The sequence below is a fragment of the Bdellovibrio bacteriovorus genome (genome assembly GCF_048286975.1).
GTDB classification, from domain to species: domain Bacteria; phylum Bdellovibrionota; class Bdellovibrionia; order Bdellovibrionales; family Bdellovibrionaceae; genus Bdellovibrio; species Bdellovibrio bacteriovorus_H.
In genome coordinates, this window is record NZ_JBLVRT010000001.1 from 463,634 (window position 1) to 480,457 (window position 16,824).

General features: G+C 50.9%; 16 protein-coding genes. 7 read left to right on the forward strand and 9 right to left on the reverse strand.

The window, feature by feature from the left end; translation table 11 throughout:
• Positions 1-8 precede the first annotated feature (8 nt).
• The gene (locus ACNQKP_RS02265) at positions 9-665 is read right to left on the reverse strand and encodes an O-methyltransferase (RefSeq protein ID WP_417862580.1); all 657 of its coding nucleotides are present in this window, start codon (positions 663-665) and stop codon (positions 9-11) included.
• A gap of 111 nt (positions 666-776) precedes the next feature.
• Here ACNQKP_RS02265 and ACNQKP_RS02270 point away from each other — a divergent pair, with 111 nt between their 5' ends.
• The 4 genes from ACNQKP_RS02270 (at position 777) to ACNQKP_RS02285 (ending at position 4,309) form a co-directional block, all read left to right on the forward strand.
• Positions 777-1,292, forward strand: coding sequence for an OmpA family protein (locus tag ACNQKP_RS02270; RefSeq protein WP_417862582.1), 516 nt, complete (start codon positions 777-779; stop codon positions 1,290-1,292).
• 26 nt (positions 1,293-1,318) lie between these two features.
• Positions 1,319-1,981: an HAD family hydrolase gene (locus ACNQKP_RS02275; protein ID WP_417862584.1), complete on the forward strand. Its 663-nt coding sequence runs from the start codon at positions 1,319-1,321 to the stop codon at positions 1,979-1,981.
• Between the two features lie 94 nt (positions 1,982-2,075).
• Positions 2,076-2,933, forward strand: coding sequence for a PilZ domain-containing protein (locus tag ACNQKP_RS02280; RefSeq protein WP_417862585.1), 858 nt, complete (start codon positions 2,076-2,078; stop codon positions 2,931-2,933).
• Positions 2,934-3,178: 245 nt separating this feature from the next.
• The gene (locus tag ACNQKP_RS02285; protein WP_417862586.1) at positions 3,179-4,309 is read left to right on the forward strand and encodes a hypothetical protein; all 1,131 of its coding nucleotides are present in this window, start codon (positions 3,179-3,181) and stop codon (positions 4,307-4,309) included.
• On the opposite strand, the gene ACNQKP_RS02290 is transcribed toward ACNQKP_RS02285, so the two are convergent.
• The 4 genes from ACNQKP_RS02290 to trxB all read right to left on the reverse strand — a co-directional run bounded on the left by ACNQKP_RS02290 (position 4,306) and on the right by trxB (position 8,394).
• Positions 4,306-6,039, reverse strand: coding sequence for a S8 family serine peptidase (locus ACNQKP_RS02290; RefSeq protein WP_417862587.1), 1,734 nt, complete (start codon positions 6,037-6,039; stop codon positions 4,306-4,308). The genes ACNQKP_RS02285 and ACNQKP_RS02290 overlap by 4 nt on opposite strands.
• Positions 6,026-6,763: a hypothetical protein gene (locus tag ACNQKP_RS02295; protein WP_417862588.1), complete on the reverse strand. Its 738-nt coding sequence runs from the start codon at positions 6,761-6,763 to the stop codon at positions 6,026-6,028. Before ACNQKP_RS02295 ends, ACNQKP_RS02290 begins: the two co-directional genes overlap by 14 nt.
• 181 nt (positions 6,764-6,944) lie before the next feature.
• On the reverse strand, positions 6,945-7,442 hold the full coding sequence (locus ACNQKP_RS02300; protein ID WP_015089558.1) for a response regulator: 498 nt from the start codon (positions 7,440-7,442) through the stop codon (positions 6,945-6,947).
• 7 nt (positions 7,443-7,449) lie between these two features.
• Complete coding sequence (gene trxB, locus ACNQKP_RS02305; protein ID WP_417862589.1) at positions 7,450-8,394, reverse strand: thioredoxin-disulfide reductase; 945 nt, start codon at positions 8,392-8,394, stop codon at positions 7,450-7,452.
• Positions 8,395-8,501: 107 nt separating this feature from the next.
• On the opposite strand from trxB, the gene ACNQKP_RS02310 reads away from it, so the two are divergent.
• Positions 8,502-8,789 carry a 2Fe-2S iron-sulfur cluster-binding protein gene (locus ACNQKP_RS02310; RefSeq protein ID WP_417862591.1) on the forward strand — a complete coding sequence of 96 codons (288 nt, stop codon included), beginning with the start codon at positions 8,502-8,504 and terminating at the stop codon, positions 8,787-8,789.
• Between the two features lie 3 nt (positions 8,790-8,792).
• On the opposite strand, the gene ACNQKP_RS02315 is transcribed toward ACNQKP_RS02310, so the two are convergent.
• From ACNQKP_RS02315 to ACNQKP_RS02330, 4 genes are all read right to left on the reverse strand, one after another.
• Positions 8,793-9,101 carry a hypothetical protein gene (locus ACNQKP_RS02315; RefSeq protein WP_417862593.1) on the reverse strand — a complete coding sequence of 103 codons (309 nt, stop codon included), beginning with the start codon at positions 9,099-9,101 and terminating at the stop codon, positions 8,793-8,795.
• Positions 9,102-9,224: 123 nt separating this feature from the next.
• Entirely contained in the window at positions 9,225-9,923 is a 699-nt protein-coding gene (gene trmB / locus ACNQKP_RS02320) for a tRNA (guanosine(46)-N7)-methyltransferase TrmB (RefSeq protein ID WP_417862595.1), read from the reverse strand.
• Positions 9,892-10,929, reverse strand: a complete 1,038-nt coding sequence (locus ACNQKP_RS02325; protein ID WP_417862597.1) for a cation diffusion facilitator family transporter — start codon at positions 10,927-10,929, stop codon at positions 9,892-9,894. Before ACNQKP_RS02325 ends, trmB begins: the two co-directional genes overlap by 32 nt.
• A 44-nt stretch (positions 10,930-10,973) precedes the next feature.
• Positions 10,974-11,972 carry a diguanylate cyclase gene (locus ACNQKP_RS02330; protein WP_417862599.1) on the reverse strand — a complete coding sequence of 333 codons (999 nt, stop codon included), beginning with the start codon at positions 11,970-11,972 and terminating at the stop codon, positions 10,974-10,976.
• Between the two features lie 464 nt (positions 11,973-12,436).
• Here ACNQKP_RS02330 and leuS point away from each other — a divergent pair, with 464 nt between their 5' ends.
• Positions 12,437-14,827 (forward strand): leucine--tRNA ligase, encoded by a 2,391-nt coding sequence (gene leuS, locus ACNQKP_RS02335; protein WP_417862601.1) that lies wholly within the window; start codon positions 12,437-12,439, stop codon positions 14,825-14,827.
• An 85-nt stretch (positions 14,828-14,912) separates the two neighbouring features.
• The gene (gene speA / locus ACNQKP_RS02340; RefSeq protein ID WP_417862603.1) at positions 14,913-16,817 is read left to right on the forward strand and encodes a biosynthetic arginine decarboxylase; all 1,905 of its coding nucleotides are present in this window, start codon (positions 14,913-14,915) and stop codon (positions 16,815-16,817) included.
• Positions 16,818-16,824 lie beyond the last annotated feature (7 nt).

A 16,824-nucleotide genomic window follows, 5' to 3' on the forward strand; every position in this document is an offset into this window, starting at 1 on the left:
GGCACCTTTTATTTTTTGAGGGCTATGTAGAGACCTTCGAAGGTGGGGATGATGGCGGATTCGAATAAAGTGGGGTCTGCCAGGCGTTTGTTGAAGTCCTGCATGATGCGAATTTGTTTGTCCGAGAACTTCTGTGCGGGCTCACCCCACACCGATCCTGACAGGAAAATGTTGTCGGCTAGAATCAGGCCGCCTTTACGCACGTTTTTTTCGGCCCAGGTCAGATAGTCAAAGTAAGCGGCTTTGTTGCCGTCGATGAACACGCCATCAAAGGGCCCCAAGGCTGCGATTTTTTCAAGCTCCTCGCGGGCATCACCCATCACCAAATTGATTTTCTTTTTGGACTGATCCAGTTGCGCGAAAATCTGGGATGAATACTCGCCGTGCTTTGGATCTTTTTCCAGAGTCCATAGCTCACCACCATCAGGCAGGGCTTCAAAGATGTACTGTGCAGACAATCCAGTCAGAGTGCCGATCTCGACAAATTTGCGGCAGCCATGCGTGCGCACCAAAGTCTGAATCAACTTCGCTTCCGCGGCATTGATGCTGATTCTTCCCAAATTCAGTTCATCAGCAAACTGACGGGAACGTTTTTTCAGATCACTTTCTTCAGAAAGAAGTGACAGCATATAATTGTCTTTGTGGCTTAACACGGATTCACGCATACCCCATCTTCGCACATCCCGCCTTTGAAGTTAACAGGAAGTTAATTTGCCCCCTTTTCCCCTCACGCTTAGCCTAAGGGGACCTGTTTCTATCAACACGGAGGTATTTTCATGAATGTGTCTTCAGCTCTTAAAATTGCCGCATCTTTGACCCTGGTGTTTGCACTGGGCGCCTGCTCCAGCAAATCCAAAAAAGAGGATGAAAGCGTCATTGGCCAACGTGGCGGCCGCGGCCCCGATTCCGCCTTGTCCGGAGCAGCCGGAGACTTGCGAAAGTCCACCAAGTTCTCAACCCTGTCTCAGAACATTCGCTTCAATGTCGGAAGTTCCGAGCTGAATGCCTCCAGCCGCCGTGCTTTGGATGAAATCGCCAGCGAGCTGAAGAAAACCGCCAATTCCTATGAAAAAATCCGCATCTCTGGTCTGACCGACCCTCAAGGGGACACCGACCGCAACCTGCGCCTGTCAGAAGCCCGCGCGACCCGTGTGCGTGACTATCTGGTTTCTCGCGGTGTTGATGAAGACAAGCTTGAAACAATCGGCAAAGGCGCCGTCGCCCGTGACAGCCTGGGCACTTCGTCCCAAATGGCGCGGGATCGTCGCGTGGACTTTGAGATTGTCGAATAACTTCAGAAACGGCAAGATAGTGGACTATGAATCCACTTCTTGTATTTGATCTTGATGGCACTTTGATTGACTCGGCCCCGGATATTATCGTGGCCGTCAATCGCACCTTGGCGAATCACTCAAAACCAACACTAAGCGATGAACTGATCATCTCGCATATCGGCGAGGGCATTAAAAAGCTCATCGCCGATTTGTTTAAAGACGACAAACTGGAACCTGCCGACATCATCGCCTTGGAAATGGAATTCCTGAAAACCTACGAAGAAGAGATGCTGGAAAAAACCCGCATCTATCCGGGTGTGGAAGATTTCCTGTCCCGCTATCAGGGGCCGATGGGTATCATTACCAATAAAAATGAAACACCGGCAAAAGCCATTTTGAAACACCTGGGCCTGGACAAGTACCCATGGGTGAATGTATTCGGCGCTGATACTCTGGAAGAAAGAAAGCCCAGTCCACTTCCTTTAAGAACCATGATGAAACTGGCAGGCCGCCTTCCCGGCAACACCCTGATGATCGGCGACGGCATCCCGGACATGGTTTCGGCCCAACGGGCCGGGGTTGCCTCCATCGCGATTGGTTTTGGCTATACGGCGACACCTATTTTGGAGACATACGAACCCCTGGCCGTTTTGGAACACTATCAGGAACTCTCAGGTTTGGTTGAAAGAATCTCAGTCCGAGCCTGATGTGCGCTGGACCTTCGTCCCATTCGTGGGAGCAGTGTAAAGGATTAACCAAAAAACTCCGATAACTTCTATAGGAATTAGTTTGAGGAGTGGAATGAAGACCCAAGGCAAAATTTGGATCATCTATGATGCTGAGGCCAAGACGCAGACAAAGCCAATGTCTGTGGTTCAAGCTCAAGTGTCGATCCTTTCCATTCCTGAACATGCTCATTCCAAATTCTTCCTGTGGACACCTGGCTGGGAAAGCTGGCTGTCCATCAAAGACTTCCTGGAATCTGATCAGAATTACTTCGTCATCGTTCAGCCTCCGAAGCCGGACGGCATGCCTTCACTTCCGGGCGAAAACGAACACACACTGACTGCGACCAAGAATGCGCCGGCCACCAATGGTGGTGCTGACAGTCCCTACACCCAGGTGGTTGTGGGCGACATTCCGCTGAAGCACCGTGAAGTCGGTGGCTATCACCAGAAAGACTTTAACGGAGATGATCTGGATCTGGCCAAGATCCGCAAAGACAAATCCGAAATGCCAAAGCCCAAGAAAAAAGGCGACGAACCCGAGGAAGTGCCACAGGCACAAACCAAGCCTGAACCAAAAGGCTCGGATCGTCGTCGTGATCCCCGTCACAATTTCAAAATTGAAGTCGTGCTGGTTTCCAAGGTGCGCTCATTCCGCACTTACTCGAAGGACATCTCTTTAAGCGGAACCATGCTTGAAGATGAAATCCCAAGAGACTTCCTGAATAAACCTTTTGATCTGATCATTGTAAATCCATTTGAACCGGATCCATCCAAAGCCCGTCTGCTTTTCCGCGCAAAAATCGTGGGTGACCTGGCTGATCCTCGCCGTTTGATGTTCATCGAACAAGACGTCACCATGACATTGCGTCTGGATGCTTTGCTGAAAGCCTACGTGGCTTATCAGGATCAAGTTCGTCGCAGCGCCGGCTAATCTTACTCCATACACCATCAAAAAATACTGTTTCGCAGGACTGCGCATCTGCCCCTATTCACGACTATCGTCGTATAGATTGCGAAGCTGAATTGTTTGCTCCTTAATCATCTTTCAAATTTTCAGAATAATTATTGCGTTAAACCCTCTTAATGAAAGATCGAGGCCAGTTTTCTCTTATCACCGTCAAGACTCTTTAACACAAACCCGATATCTAAATTTGAGAAATCCATTAAGGAGTCTTTATGAGTACACTGAAGTACGTTGTTGTGATGGGGACCGCATTGGGTCTGCTGACGGGTTGTCAGAAAGAATTGGAAGAAGCTTCCAAACCCCGCTACCTGTACATCGCCAGCGGCGCCTGTTATTCCGGCACCGGCAACACCACTTACAGTGCGACGACCTCCTCCAATGTGATTTTCCGTATCGGTCTTGAAACCGCTCAGTACGAAGGGCGCATCGCCGATTTTTCTTCCGTTCTGGATGCTCCGGGCACAACTCCAGTCAGTATCGTCGACCATGACGATGAGCATCTGTTGGCCCTGCTTGAACACACTGGACAACGTCGTATCGAGCTGATCAAAAAAGAACTGCTTGGCGAAAGATCGACTTTTTACAACAACACTTCCGCGACGGCCCCCATTGGCGCGTTACAGTCGGCCGCTCGCTTTTTATTCTCGGTCGTGGATGGCCTTTTGATCAGCCGTACAACGGCAATTGAAAAACTCGACACCGGAAAATCCCGCGAAACCGGCACTGGCACCAATGCCTGGGTGCAGGGACCAGGTGGCGCGTGCAGCGCCTCGGTGACCAATATCACTTCGCTTGCCACCTACCCGACATCATCCAATGCCGCTGGTTACAATATCATCTACACTCATTCCCAGAATGCCTCCAGTGCCAACAACCGAATTGGCATCATGAACGGACTGACGGGATGGAACGGAACCACGGGATGCCTGGCAGCGCAATCCGGCCCTGCTCTGACAGCTTATCCAACGTCTTCAGTCTACATGCCTGATTCCGGGCGTATTGCTGTCGCGTATGCGGGGATCTCAGGCTCAATGCTAAATTCCATTTACACTTATGATGTCGATGAAACTGCCAACACCATTTCAGATGCGGTGAATGCTTATGAAGTTCCCAGTGTGATTTATGGGGCTTCGGCGATGGTTTATGACGAAGTGGAGGGGCATCTGTATGTTGCCACTGGCGGCGCTGTGACCACGAACTTCACGACGGGAAACATTCCGTACAATATTGAAAAATTCAGCTATGACAGCACGACGAAGACCTTCACCCGTGTGGGTTCAACGTCTTATTACAGCGGAAATCTTGAAACCCGCTGCATCTCGTCCATGTTTATTGGAAATTAAGGCGTTCCGATAATCTGAACGCCCCAGCTGACCAGATCCCCATTGAAGGTCGAACCACCATCAATGACTTTGATTGTCCAAGTGCCGTTCGAACGTTCCTGGAAGAAGGCATTGCTCAGGAAAACCTCATTGTCATAGTCCACCTGACCCAACAACGAATTCCGCATATTCAAAATCATGCTCTTGGTGCCCGATGGAGACGTCAGCTCCACACCCAGATCGCCCACGCGGTCATGATCCACCTTCAAGCGGATACGAACCCCTTCGATGCGCAGATTGTCTGTCACCGTCACGGTATTGCTGACACCGGTTGCGCTGTAATCAGGAATTGCGACGCGTGTGGTGTTTTCAATCCATGACGTCGCCTGAATGCTTGTCGTAAATGTTGAAGTATAGTTCTTGGCCATCGCCACGGCCGCGTCCACATTCACGCGGCCAAAGCCGTACCAGTTGTGGAATTTGAATCCGGCACTATTGGTGACCCAGGCATTTTCCCAGACTGCACCTGATGGTAAAATCACATTCTTGGCAGAGTTCCCGGGATAATTTCTAAGAGGATGGTTGCTGATGGCCCCTGAGTTCGGACGAACCTGCACCGCTGTTTTGGCCAGGATGTATTTCACATCACGCCAGTTTAAGTTCGGATTGGCCTCCAGAAGCAGCGCAATCGCACCCGTCAAAACCGGAGCCGCCGAAGAAGTTCCGTTGAAAGTCGTCGTGTAATTGCAATTGCTGTTTCCGTTGTTACCCCGCTCGAACTCCACTTTGCCAGAGATACTGGTCTGAGCATAACCTGCCGTGCACCCCGTGCGGTCGGTGGTCACCATCGCCGGGGAATCATCCCCGGACTCGCCCCCGAAGGAGGAAATCCAGACATTCGAACCAACAGAAGAATACGAAGCCGCATCACCCGTAGAATTTAAAGCCGTAACCAAAATCGTATAAGGCGTGCTGTTGTCCGGATCCAGATTCGAGTTACCAATGCAGTATGTGTCCGTCGATCCTTTGCATTCCACCAGGAAGTCATTGCCAGCGGATTTAACGTAGATGGAACCTTTACCGCTGCGACCATTGATCACGCCACTTAGCAAAGCAGCTTCCCAAGCAGCCACCGGGTCCGGCAGATAGTTCTGCGAATTTCCCCAGCTCATATTGTAAACATCATAACCGCCACTCAGCTGTTCAGCCATGCGACTGTAAGTTTGTGAAACTCCAGTGGACAGGAAGTTATAAGCCAGCAGTTTGGCCTTGTAAGCAACACCCTTGCTGCCCACGCCGTTGTCCCCGACTGCCGCCGCCAGACCCGCCACGGATGTGCCGTGATTGTCATCGGAAGAACTTGGAGGCGCATTGCTGGAGGTGTACGGAGCTGCGTTGTGATAATTCTTGGAAACCCCATACAGGAAGTTGTCCTTCAAATCCGGATGAGCATCCTGAACACCGTCATCGGAAATCACAATTTTGATTCCGTTTCCGGTAAGCCCCTCCGTCCAAGTCTGCAACAAATTCAGGTCAACACCGGCAGTTCCGGCATCAGCCGCAAAAACTTTTTGTCCGGTATTATTGATATGCCAAGCGTAACCCAACAAAGGATCAGCGCCGGTACCAGTCAGCTCTTCACCCACCGCAGTGAAACTGTTCTTCGCGCAGTTGGTAAATAAAGTCCCCGTGATAGCAGCTATCACCGTAAGGCCCATCAGCATTTTGGCTTTAGGACTAAAACTTTTCATACTTCCTGCTCAAAATTTCCAGTTGGGCCTGACTGACGCCAGGTTCGCTGCTTAAACGTTCCTTCAAAGAGGACAAATTGAATGTGTCCTGTGCCGAGGTCACAAAATACATATTCGCTTCCGGCATCGAACCCACAACCTTTAGGTCATATTCCTGAATCAGGGAATCGATATTCACACCCTCATTCACAGTGATCTGAATGGTGCCGGTCACAACGCCCGCAATACCCTTACGCTCGTTATAAACTGCCAATGGCTGTGACGCCGAGAAATGGCGGTCATCGCCTCGGAAGCCGTCTTCTTCGACCAGATAGTAACCGTTGATTTCAGCCAAGTAAGCACTGCGCTTGCCCGCAGACTGCGGATAGGCGGTCACACCTTCCCACACTTTCCAGGAAGTGCCGGACAAAACAGATGACTGCGCCAAACGGCGATCATCAGGCTTAGGCAAAACAGTCTGCTTTCTTTTGGGTTCCAGCAAACGACGTGATTCTTCCGCTTGGTTTTGACCATGCGAAGGAATCTCGGTCACCTGCACTTGCGCGCCCGGAGACTGCATGGCGATGTCTTCTTCGCTTAAACGGTCTTCAGAGGATTCAACAACGTCGGCGGCCTCTTTCAAGGATTCCGCCAAAGTGGGCTCTTGATCCTTCTTAAGGAAGAAAGAAAGCGCCACAACCGCTGTGATTACAATAAGTAAGATGATGACGTGTTTACGTGCCATGAGTCCTTTAATTCTATCGTTAAAAAGGGGGCCACGTTCACTATTTTCTGCAAGAAGTATTGGGAAAGTATGGAAACAGTCTGTGTTCCCGTTTTGAGACAGAACTTTGGTCTGTAATAAAAAACCCCTCAGCAATCACTCACTGAGGGGTCCATATTTTTTTAAATCATATTCGCTTCGATTACGTATTCAGCTTCAAAAGCGTTTCCACGGTTTTTTTCAGCTTTTCAACGTCGAATGGCTTTTTGATATAGTCATCAGCGCCGATCTCGAAGGCTTTTTTCATGTCTTCTTCGGAAGCTTTCCCGGACACGAACACCAACGGGATCTTTTTCAGGTCGCGGTGCTCTTTCAGCAATTGGGCCAGTTCAAAACCGTTGATCCAAGGCAATCCAACGTCCATCAGAATCAGATCCACCGAGTGATCATCCAGTACCGTGGAAAGCTCGGTGCCATCGGCAGCAAGCTTCGTCACGTAACCTTCACTCTCAAGGATTCTTTTCATCGCCAGGCGCATGGTTTCGTCATCCTCGATCACAAGAATGATTTTTGGATCCAGCTTTTTCTTGGCTTCACGGAACTGATCCAAAGGCACCACTTCCTGCGAAGCAATGCGGGCCTTGGTCATTTTCTCGATCTTTTCGATCAAATCCTTGGTGTTGATTCTTTTGTCCTTCATATCTTCCTTAGTGAGCTTCCTGGGCTTCCAGCCATCTTTCAGCATCGATCGCCGCCATACAACCTGTACCGGCTGCCGTGATCGCCTGACGATATACGTGATCTTGCACGTCTCCCGCCGCAAAGACACCTGGAATGTTAGTATACGTGGTGTTGGGCTGGGTGATCAAATAGCCTGTCTCATTCATATCCAAAACACCCTTGAAAAGGTCGGTGTTCGGCTTATGGCCAATGGCCAGGAATAGACCTGTAATCGGAAGTTCTTTGACAGCACCATCAAGAGTGCCTTTGATTTTTGCGCCGGTCATACCTTTACCGTCACCCAGAACCTCGGTCACCTCAGTGTTGTAAAGCACTTCGATTTTTGGGTTCTTCAATGCACGATCGACCATGATCTTGGAAGCACGGAAATGGTCACGTCTGTGGATCAGGTACACCTTGCTGGCAAAGCGAGTCAGGAACTGCGCTTCTTCCATCGCGGTGTCACCACCGCCAACAACGCCGATTTCCTGATTGCGGAAGAAGGCACCGTCACAAGTTGCACACGCGGAAACACCGCGGTTGGCATAAACTTTTTCAGAAGGCAGACCCAAATACTTCGCGCTGGCGCCGGTAGAGATGATGATGGATTTTGCCAGGTGAAGTTTGTCTCCGATCCACACTTTGAACGGACGCTGTGAGAAGTCCACTTTCGTCACGTTGCGAGTGATGAAACGAGTGCCGAATCTTTCAGCCTGTTTTCTCATGACCGTGATCAGGTCAGGACCCGTGATCCCGTGGTCAAAGCCCGGGAAGTTTTCAACTTCTGTCGTGGTCATCAGCTGACCGCCGGCCTCTTCACCTTCGATCATCAAAGGCTCCAGATTGGCGCGGGAAGTATAGATAGCGGAAGTCAGGCCAGCAGGGCCGGAACCGATGATGATGACGTTTTCAACTTTTTGATCCTGAGTCATAGATTACCTCACAATTGGTCGGGACAATAACGGATCAAGGCTACCACAAATAGCCCCGTTTTCATTAGTTCTTTGCACGTTTTGGACTGCGTCAGCTACAATGGGCTATGCCCGTGATTTCTTTTAAAAAGAACATGCCTGCCGTAGAGGTTCCTGCTGACACCGTCCTGATGACGGCGCTTCTGGAGGCGGGCCTTCCCGTGGCCTCCAGTTGTGATGGCGACGGCGTTTGCGCAAAGTGCAAAATCATTATTGTGGACGGCAAAGAGAATCTATCTGGCGAAAACGACACAGAAAACTTTCTGCGGGAGAAAAACAGCATCGCATCCGACGTGCGCATCAGTTGTCAGACGCGGGTTCGGGGAAACATCACCGTCGACGCGACATATTGGTAAAGCTTAAAGCTCGCGGCGGTTGAAGTCCTTGCCGGGATCATCCACCTCGTGATCCGGGCGATCCAGACGACGGGCTTCTACCGGCTGCGGAACCGAGCAGCGCTCCCCTTCAACCCGGGACATATTGGTTTTACGCCCAATGCCCGCTTGATTTCGTCCGTAACAAGGAATCACAGAACTGCGTAAAACCGTGGTCGGCTCTACAGGTGCCAAAAAATCCGTTTCACGGGTGATCGCCCCAAGAACCGGCTCCAATCCAAACAAGAAAAATACACCAATGAAGAATAAAGAAAAACGAAGAAAGGATGCCATAGAATCCCCCTGTTCCCAAAACTCTCTCAGTATATCCCAAGGAAATTTAAAACGAGGATTTCTGCCACCCCACACCAGCCCAAAGTGCGATTCACGCAGCAGGCGGGCCCTTTTCACCGACCGCTAGACCTTCTGCAGTCTGACGAAATTGATTTTGATCCCTTCACGCAGGAAGATTTTCTCAAAAGCCGTTTCGAAGTTCTGATCTTTCATTTCTGAGTTGTGCAGATCCTGAGTTTCAAAAATGATCTTGTACGGAGACTGACGGATTTCATCCATCGCCCACAGGAAGTACACCAAAGAATCGGTTTTGAAATTGATGAAAGAACCCGGCTTTTGCAGACGGTACAAAAGTTCCAGATTATCTTTGCACACGAAACGGTTCTTCGGTTTTTTCGGGGATGTCCATGGATCCGGGAAATGGATATAGACGTTGTCGATCTCGCCCTCAGCAAAAAGATGATCAATATTGAAAGCGTGGAAACGCGTGATCGCCGCATTTTTGCAGCCAGCATTCACCGCGCGACGGATGGACTGAATCAAAGGTTTGTATTTCAGCTCAAGGCCGACCAACAGGCGGTCAGAATGGGTTTTGGCGTGATGAGCAAAGTAAGTCCCGTTCCCGGTGCCCACTTCCACGTCCATCGGCATGCCAGTATCGGCTTTGAAAACGTCCGAACGCCATTTGCCCTTGTTCAGCGGAGCACGCAGCTCATCGAAAGCCACATGCGCATATTCGCCGTTCAACGCCAGGGTGTAGGCATTCTGGTTGGGAAGGTCTTTGGTGATATTAATTTGTCTTCTTAGAGCCTGATCTGTCATGGGTCCCTTGATTAGTCGGAGCCGGGTCGTCGGTCAAGCTTTTCACAGAGAAGTCCTGCCTGTGGCGGAAAGGCTGCAAACGAATCGGGCACTGGGGGACCTCGCAGCTGTCGCAGTAGGATTTTTTACAAGGATCCACATGGAAAGCCAGCTCCCCGTCAAACTCATAATCCTTTACCACGCCCGCCTCATAGTCACTTGTCATGGCGTGAACCTGAGAAACATCCCAATATTCCGGCACCACCATATGGGCATCCACGTGATGGAATCGACCCGAGCGAATCACGCGCAGATGGTGAATGTTGATAACACCAGGCACCCGATTTTTCTCCAGCGCACTGGCCAGAAGCTCGAGTGACTCCATATCCTGCTGGTCCATCAGACCACCCAAAGATTCGCGCACAATCTTGAATCCTGAATAAGCCAGTTGCAGACCCACCAGCATCGCAATCACCGGATCCAGCCACTGAATTCCGGTCAGCAAAACCAGTCCCAGACCAACCATCACTCCGGCGGTGGTCAGAACGTCCGACAACACATGGGCCCCACTGGCCTTCAGGGCATCTGACTGATGAGTCGTCCCCACGCGTTTCAAATACAAACCCAAAGCCAGATTCACCAGGGCGGCTCCGCCCACAATCAGCAAACCCATCTCCAGCTTCTGTGTTGGTTCATGATAGATCAGGGCTTTGGCGGCTTCGGCGACAATCATGATGGCGGCAAAGAAGATCATACCGCCTTCAAACGCTGAAGAGAAATACTCGGCCTTGCCGTGCCCATAGGGATGATCCTCATCCGCGGGCTGAGCGGCGAAACGAATCACAAACAGCGCCACAATCGCGGCAATGACGTTCACGATACTTTCCAATGCATCAGACAGCACAGCGGTCGAGCTGGTCAGGCGATAGGCCACCACCTTCATGGTGAATATCACGACACTGGCAATGGCGGAAATCCACGCGGCACGATTACGGATTTTATCAGCAGATGAAATAGAACTTTGCATATAAGAGCGTTTTCTTAGATACCCCGGGCGAGGTCAACGACTAATTAGCCAGCAGCCTTACGGCGCTTATGAATGGCAGATTTGATTTCCACCACAGGAGCGGCATCCGGTTTGTAATGAGCCACCTGGTTGCGCCCGGCCCGTTTGGCTTCATATAAAGCGTGGTCGGCACGACGGACCAGTTCACGGGCACTGATGTTTTCACCCGGAATTGTAATGGCAAAGCCCAAGGAGGCCGTCAGCTTCATTGAGTCCTCACCATTGCGGAAAGTGGTCTTTTCGATGTTTTCACGCAGGCGCTCGCAGAAGTACATGGCACCGGCATGATTAGTCTCTGTCAGCACCATCAGGAATTCATCCCCACCATAGCGGGCTGGGATATCAATATTGCGTGTGTTGGCGCGAATGATCTTACCCACTTCGGACAGCACATAACTTCCGAACAGATGGTCATGCCCGTCATTGACGGTTTTGAAATAGTCCATATCCATCATCACGACACAGACATCACGGTGGAAGCGACGACCGCGCTCCATCTCGAAGTCCAGACGTTGATACAGCGAACGCATGTTGTACAGACCCGTCAGGTCATCGGTATCAACAAGCTCTTTGAGTTTTTCATTGGCGAAGAGCAACTGCTCGTGCAAATCACGAATGCGCAGCTGCGAACGAATGCGCGCCAGAAGCTCCAGCGGCACAAATGGTTTTACGATGTAGTCATCCGCACCCGAGTCCAGAGCCTCGATGATAGCTTCAGTGCTGGAGTTTTCCGACACAAACACGCAGGAAACGTGAGACAGACGCTCACGCACGGATTTCAAAACCCGCAAACCCGCCATGGAAGGCGCCATCCAGTCCAAAATAACAATGTGAGGGATCCAGGATTCGATCAGTTTATGAGCTTCCGCCTCGGTGGTCACACCGCGCGCGTCGTAGCCCTCCCAGCGCAAAGGCTCCAGGAGAATTTCCAGGCTATCCTTATCGTCGTCGATTACTAGAATACGGCGACTTTTTGGTTGTTTGGGGCTGACTTCAAAACTCATCTACATACCAGTGTAACGTTTGGGATACTGATCGGTTAATTCTGGGAATTATTTAGACAATTTTCTAATCATAAGACCAGACTACCAAACTTTAATCCTGCCTCCGGGAAAGCCGGGCTGGGGGCTGGGCTCCGGCGCTTCGAACAGTCCTCGCTCGGGTGGTTTTTTCCTTCCTTACTAGCCCTTTGGCTCGTCGGGAGCTGTTGCGTTCCACGATTACCCCCGGACCTGCGGAACTTGCGGCGGAACCCAGCCCCCAGCCCTCCTTCATCGGTCAGGACCTTGTTGATGCGCCCGCGCGCGAAGTGATTTGCGGACTTTAGACGGGGGAAGAATTCTTACATTTTCTGTGTTTTGATGTGGGGTCTGATGTGGGCGCTAAGGGGGTCTTATTCGTTGAATTGTCAGGGGATTTTCGCTAATTATGGTGATGGTGTTTTCTTTGAATTTTGAAGGATGTTTTTATGAGTTTGAACTTCACCGAGTACGAAGCAAAGTGGCAGAAAAAATGGGCTGATGCGAAAGCGTTTCAAGCTGAGACAACCAGTTCCAAGCCGAAATATTATGCCCTGGATATGTTCCCTTACCCTTCGGCTTCCGGTCTGCATGTGGGGCACATGGCCTCTTACACTCCGGGCGATATTATTTCCCGCTACAAGCGTGTGAACGGGTTCAACGTTCTTCATCCGATGGGCTATGACGCTTTCGGTTTGCCTGCAGAGCAGTACGCGATCCAGACTGGTGTTCACCCTGCGATCACCACCAAGAAAGCCATCGACAGCTTCCGCAAAACTTTGCAGACGTTTGGTTTCAGCTTTGACTGGAGCCGCGAAATTTCCACGTGCGAGCCTGATTACTACAAGTGGACTCAGTTCATCTTCCTGAAACTTTATGAGCGCGGCCTGGCTTACCAGAAGGAAGTTCCAGTCAACTGGTGCCCGGCATTGAAAACTGTTTTGGCCAACGACGAAGTGGTCGATGGTAAATCCGAGCGTGGCGGTCACCCGGTGATCCGCGTTCCGATGAAACAGTGGATGCTGAAAATCACGGACTATGCTGAACGTCTTTTGAATGATCTGGACAAATTGGACTGGCCGGAAAGAACCAAAGAAGGTCAGCGCAACTGGATTGGCAAATCCGAAGGTGCGCGCATTACTTTCCAGGTTCACGGCGAAAAAGACACCTTCGAAGTCTTCACCACCCGTCCTGATACATTATTTGGTGTGACTTTCATGGTGATGGCTCCGGAACATCCACTGGTTAAGAAAATCACCTCTCAGCCTCAATACACGGCGGTGGAAAATTATATCGCTGACACGGCGAAAAAATCCGAAGTGGACCGCAAAGCTTCCACGGAAAAAACCGGCGTGTTCACTGGTGCCCACGCGACTCACCCGATCACGGGCGACAAGATTGAAATCTGGATTTCTGACTATGTGCTGATGGATTACGGCACGGGTGCAATCATGGCCGTTCCTGGTCACGATGCCCGCGACTTTGAATTCGCAACCAAGTTCAACATCCCGATCAAGTCCGTTCTTGAAAGTGATATGCTGCCATTTGAAGGCGACAGCATCATGATCAACTCCGAGTTCCTGGACGGTCTGAATAAAGCTGAAGCCATCTCCAAAATGCTGAAGCATCTGGAAGAAAACAAACTGGGCGTTCGCGAAGTTCAGTACAAACTGCGTGACTGGCTGTTCAGCCGTCAGCGCTACTGGGGCGAGCCGTTCCCGATTGTTCACTTTGCTGATGGCTCCAAAGGCGTTCCAGTAAATGAACTTCCGGTGATTTTGCCGGAAGTGGCTGACTACGAACCGGCTGACACCGGCGAAGCACCGCTGGCGCGCAACGCGGACTGGGTGAAGTACATGGACGGCGACAAAGAAGGCCGTCGTGAGACGGACACCATGCCGGGTGCGGCGGGTTCTTCCTGGTACTTCCTGCGTTACATTGACCCGAAAAACACCGAAGCTCCATTCAGCCCCGAGGCTGAAAAGTACTGGATGCCGGTCGACCTTTACGTCGGCGGCCCTGAACACACGGTCGGTCACTTGCTGTATGCCCGCTTCTGGACAAAGGTTCTTTTTGACTGCGGTCTTGTGACCCACGATGAACCGTTCCAAAAACTGGCGCACCAGGGGATGATCCTGGGCCCGGATGGCGAGAAAATGTCGAAATCCCGTGGAAACGTGATTTCTCCGGAAGACATTGCCCGTTCCCACGGTGCCGATGCTTTGAGAACCTTTATCAGCTTCATGGGTCCGGTGGACAAGGACAAACCTTGGGCTCCGACGGGTATCGATGGCGTGAAACGCTTCCTGGATCGTATCACCCGCCTTGTGGTGAACGACGACGGTCAGCTGGTGGCAACTTCCGAGGCTTTGACTCCGGAGATTGAGAAATTAGTTCATAAAACGATTAAAAAAGTCACAGAGGACATCGAGTCCATGAGCTTTAACACTGCGATCAGCGCCATGATGATCCTGGTGAACGAGCTTTACCGTGCAGAATGCCGCTCTGTTTTGGCCGTAAAACCGCTGGTACAGATTCTGGCTCCGTTTGCCCCGCATTTGGCTGAAGAATTGTGGGAAAAAATGAACGGAGAGGGACTTTGCGCTTTGGCTCCATGGCCAAAATATGATAACACCCTGTGCGCTGATGACACTGTGACAATTGGCGTGCAAGTGAATGGAAAAATGCGCGGCACGATCGAAATTGGCGTAGCAGCCTCCGAACAGGAAGCTGTTGCCGCGGCGAAAGCCGTTCAACAGGTGGCAGCAGTGCTTGGCGACAAGAATCCCGACAAGGTGATTTACAAAGCCGGCAAAATTTTGAACTTGATCGTTAAATAACTGGGTTCTTTTACCGAAAAGGACCCCTGAAAAAACAACGTGGGGTCCTTTTATCCGGGCCCCCTAGTCGTGAGGGCCAGAAGAGATGTCTAATTGGAGTCCTGAAAAAAGCGCTGAGCTTTATGGGATCAACAACTGGGGCAACGGTTATTTCAGAATTAACAGCGCAGGCAATGTTGCTGTCACTCCGATGGGTGCTACAGGTCCGACAGTGGATCTGCATGAGCTGACCCAAGATCTTTTGGACCGCGGTATCCGCGTTCCCATCATGATTCGTTTTCCGGAAATTATTAAATCCCGTGTGGAGCTTTTGAACGGCTGCTTCCAAAAAGCATTTGCTGATCATGGCTACAAAGGCCAGTACCGTGGCGTTTACCCGATCAAGGTGAACCAACAGCGTCACCTGGTTCAAGAGCTGGTGAAATACGGAAAAGACTACTCCATGGGTCTTGAAGCAGGCTCCAAGCCTGAGCTTCTGGTTGTCCTGGCTTTGATGAACACTCCAGATGCCCTTATCATCTGCAACGGTTTCAAAGACTGGGAATACATCGAAACAGCGATCCTGTCCCAGAAACTGGGCCGCAACACCATCATCGTGGTGGATCGTAAAGAAGAATTGAAAATGATCGTGGACGTGGCGAAAAAGTTCAACGCCCGTCCAAAAATCGGTTTCCGCGCGAAGCTGAACACTCAAGGTGCCGGCAAGTGGGTTGATTCCTCTGGTGCACGCTCCAAGTTCGGTCTGACTTCCACTGAAATCGTGGAAGGCGTTGAGTTCCTGAAAAACGAAGGCATGTTGGATTGCCTGGAACTTCTGCACTACCACATTGGATCTCAGGTTCCGCAGATCCAGTCCATCAAGTCCTCTTTGAAAGAGGGCGCACGCTTCTACACTGAGCTGTACAAAATGGGCGCAGGCCTGAAGTACATCGACGTGGGCGGCGGCTTGGGCGTGGACTATGACGGCTCCGGCCACTCTGACAGCTCTGTGAATTATTCTGAGCAGGAATACGCCAACGACATCGTGTCTGTGCTTCAGACTCTGTGTGATGAAAAAGGCATTCCACATCCAAACATCGTGACTGAGTCCGGCCGCTTCCTGGTGGCTCACCACTCGGTTTTGGTGTTCAACGTGATGGGCGTGAACGATCTTCACCGCCATGAGCCGCCTCGCCCAGCGACGAAAACGGATCATTCCATCATGCAGGACATGCAGTACATCTATGAAAAGGTGAACAAAGACAATATCAACGAGTGCTTCAATGACCTTGAACAGGCCAAACAAGAAACTCTGCAATTGTTCACTTACGGCGTCTTGAGTCTTGAGCAGCGTGCATGGTGTGAATCCATGTACTTTGCGATCGCAACCAAGATGATCAAACTGGCGCGCGCGACTCCGGATTGTGAAGACATCGTGACAGCTTTGGGTAAAGAACTGTGCGACACTTACTTCTCAAACTTCTCTGTGTTCCAGTCTGTACCGGATTCATGGGCGGTTGGTCAGTTGTTCCCGGTGATCCCTATTCACCGTCTGGGCGAAGAGCCTAAACGTGAAGCAACTTTGGCGGATCTGACTTGCGACTCTGACGGTGTGATCGAAAAGTTCATCGACACAGCTTCCGGCGAACCAAAAGAAACCATCCGCTTGCATCAGTTCACTGATGGCCAGCAGTACTACATGGGTGTGTTCCTGACCGGTGCTTACCAAGAGATCCTGGGTGATTTGCATAACTTGTTCGGGGATACTGATGCAGTTCACATCTCTTTGAACGGCGTGGGCTACACTATTGACCACTACGTTCCAGGTGACACTGTGACTGAAGTTCTGTCTTACGTTCAGTACGGCCGTTCTGAAATGGTCGACAGCGTTCGTCAGGCGACAGAGGAATCCATCCAACGAGGCTCGATCACAAAACAAGAAGCCAAGCTTCTGATCAAGCACTACGAAGAAGGTCTTTCCGGTTACACATACCTGGAAGAAGCGGAATAATTTCCGG

Excerpts from the sequence above, each read along its gene's own strand:
- ACNQKP_RS02265 (WP_417862580.1), bottom strand. The coding sequence starts at position 665 with ATGCGTGAATCCGTGTTAAGCCACAAAGACAATTATATGCTGTCACTT.
- ACNQKP_RS02270 (WP_417862582.1), top strand. The coding sequence starts at position 777 with ATGAATGTGTCTTCAGCTCTTAAAATTGCCGCATCTTTGACCCTGGTG.
- ACNQKP_RS02275 (WP_417862584.1), top strand. The coding sequence starts at position 1,319 with ATGAATCCACTTCTTGTATTTGATCTTGATGGCACTTTGATTGACTCG.
- ACNQKP_RS02280 (WP_417862585.1), top strand. The coding sequence starts at position 2,076 with ATGAAGACCCAAGGCAAAATTTGGATCATCTATGATGCTGAGGCCAAG.
- ACNQKP_RS02285 (WP_417862586.1), top strand. The coding sequence starts at position 3,179 with ATGAGTACACTGAAGTACGTTGTTGTGATGGGGACCGCATTGGGTCTG.
- ACNQKP_RS02290 (WP_417862587.1), bottom strand. The coding sequence starts at position 6,039 with ATGAAAAGTTTTAGTCCTAAAGCCAAAATGCTGATGGGCCTTACGGTG.
- ACNQKP_RS02295 (WP_417862588.1), bottom strand. The coding sequence starts at position 6,763 with ATGGCACGTAAACACGTCATCATCTTACTTATTGTAATCACAGCGGTT.
- ACNQKP_RS02300 (WP_015089558.1), bottom strand. The coding sequence starts at position 7,442 with ATGAAGGACAAAAGAATCAACACCAAGGATTTGATCGAAAAGATCGAG.
- trxB (WP_417862589.1), bottom strand. The coding sequence starts at position 8,394 with ATGACTCAGGATCAAAAAGTTGAAAACGTCATCATCATCGGTTCCGGC.
- ACNQKP_RS02310 (WP_417862591.1), top strand. The coding sequence starts at position 8,502 with ATGCCCGTGATTTCTTTTAAAAAGAACATGCCTGCCGTAGAGGTTCCT.
- ACNQKP_RS02315 (WP_417862593.1), bottom strand. The coding sequence starts at position 9,101 with ATGGCATCCTTTCTTCGTTTTTCTTTATTCTTCATTGGTGTATTTTTC.
- trmB (WP_417862595.1), bottom strand. The coding sequence starts at position 9,923 with ATGACAGATCAGGCTCTAAGAAGACAAATTAATATCACCAAAGACCTT.
- ACNQKP_RS02325 (WP_417862597.1), bottom strand. The coding sequence starts at position 10,929 with ATGCAAAGTTCTATTTCATCTGCTGATAAAATCCGTAATCGTGCCGCG.
- ACNQKP_RS02330 (WP_417862599.1), bottom strand. The coding sequence starts at position 11,972 with ATGAGTTTTGAAGTCAGCCCCAAACAACCAAAAAGTCGCCGTATTCTA.
- leuS (WP_417862601.1), top strand. The coding sequence starts at position 12,437 with ATGAGTTTGAACTTCACCGAGTACGAAGCAAAGTGGCAGAAAAAATGG.
- speA (WP_417862603.1), top strand. The coding sequence starts at position 14,913 with ATGTCTAATTGGAGTCCTGAAAAAAGCGCTGAGCTTTATGGGATCAAC.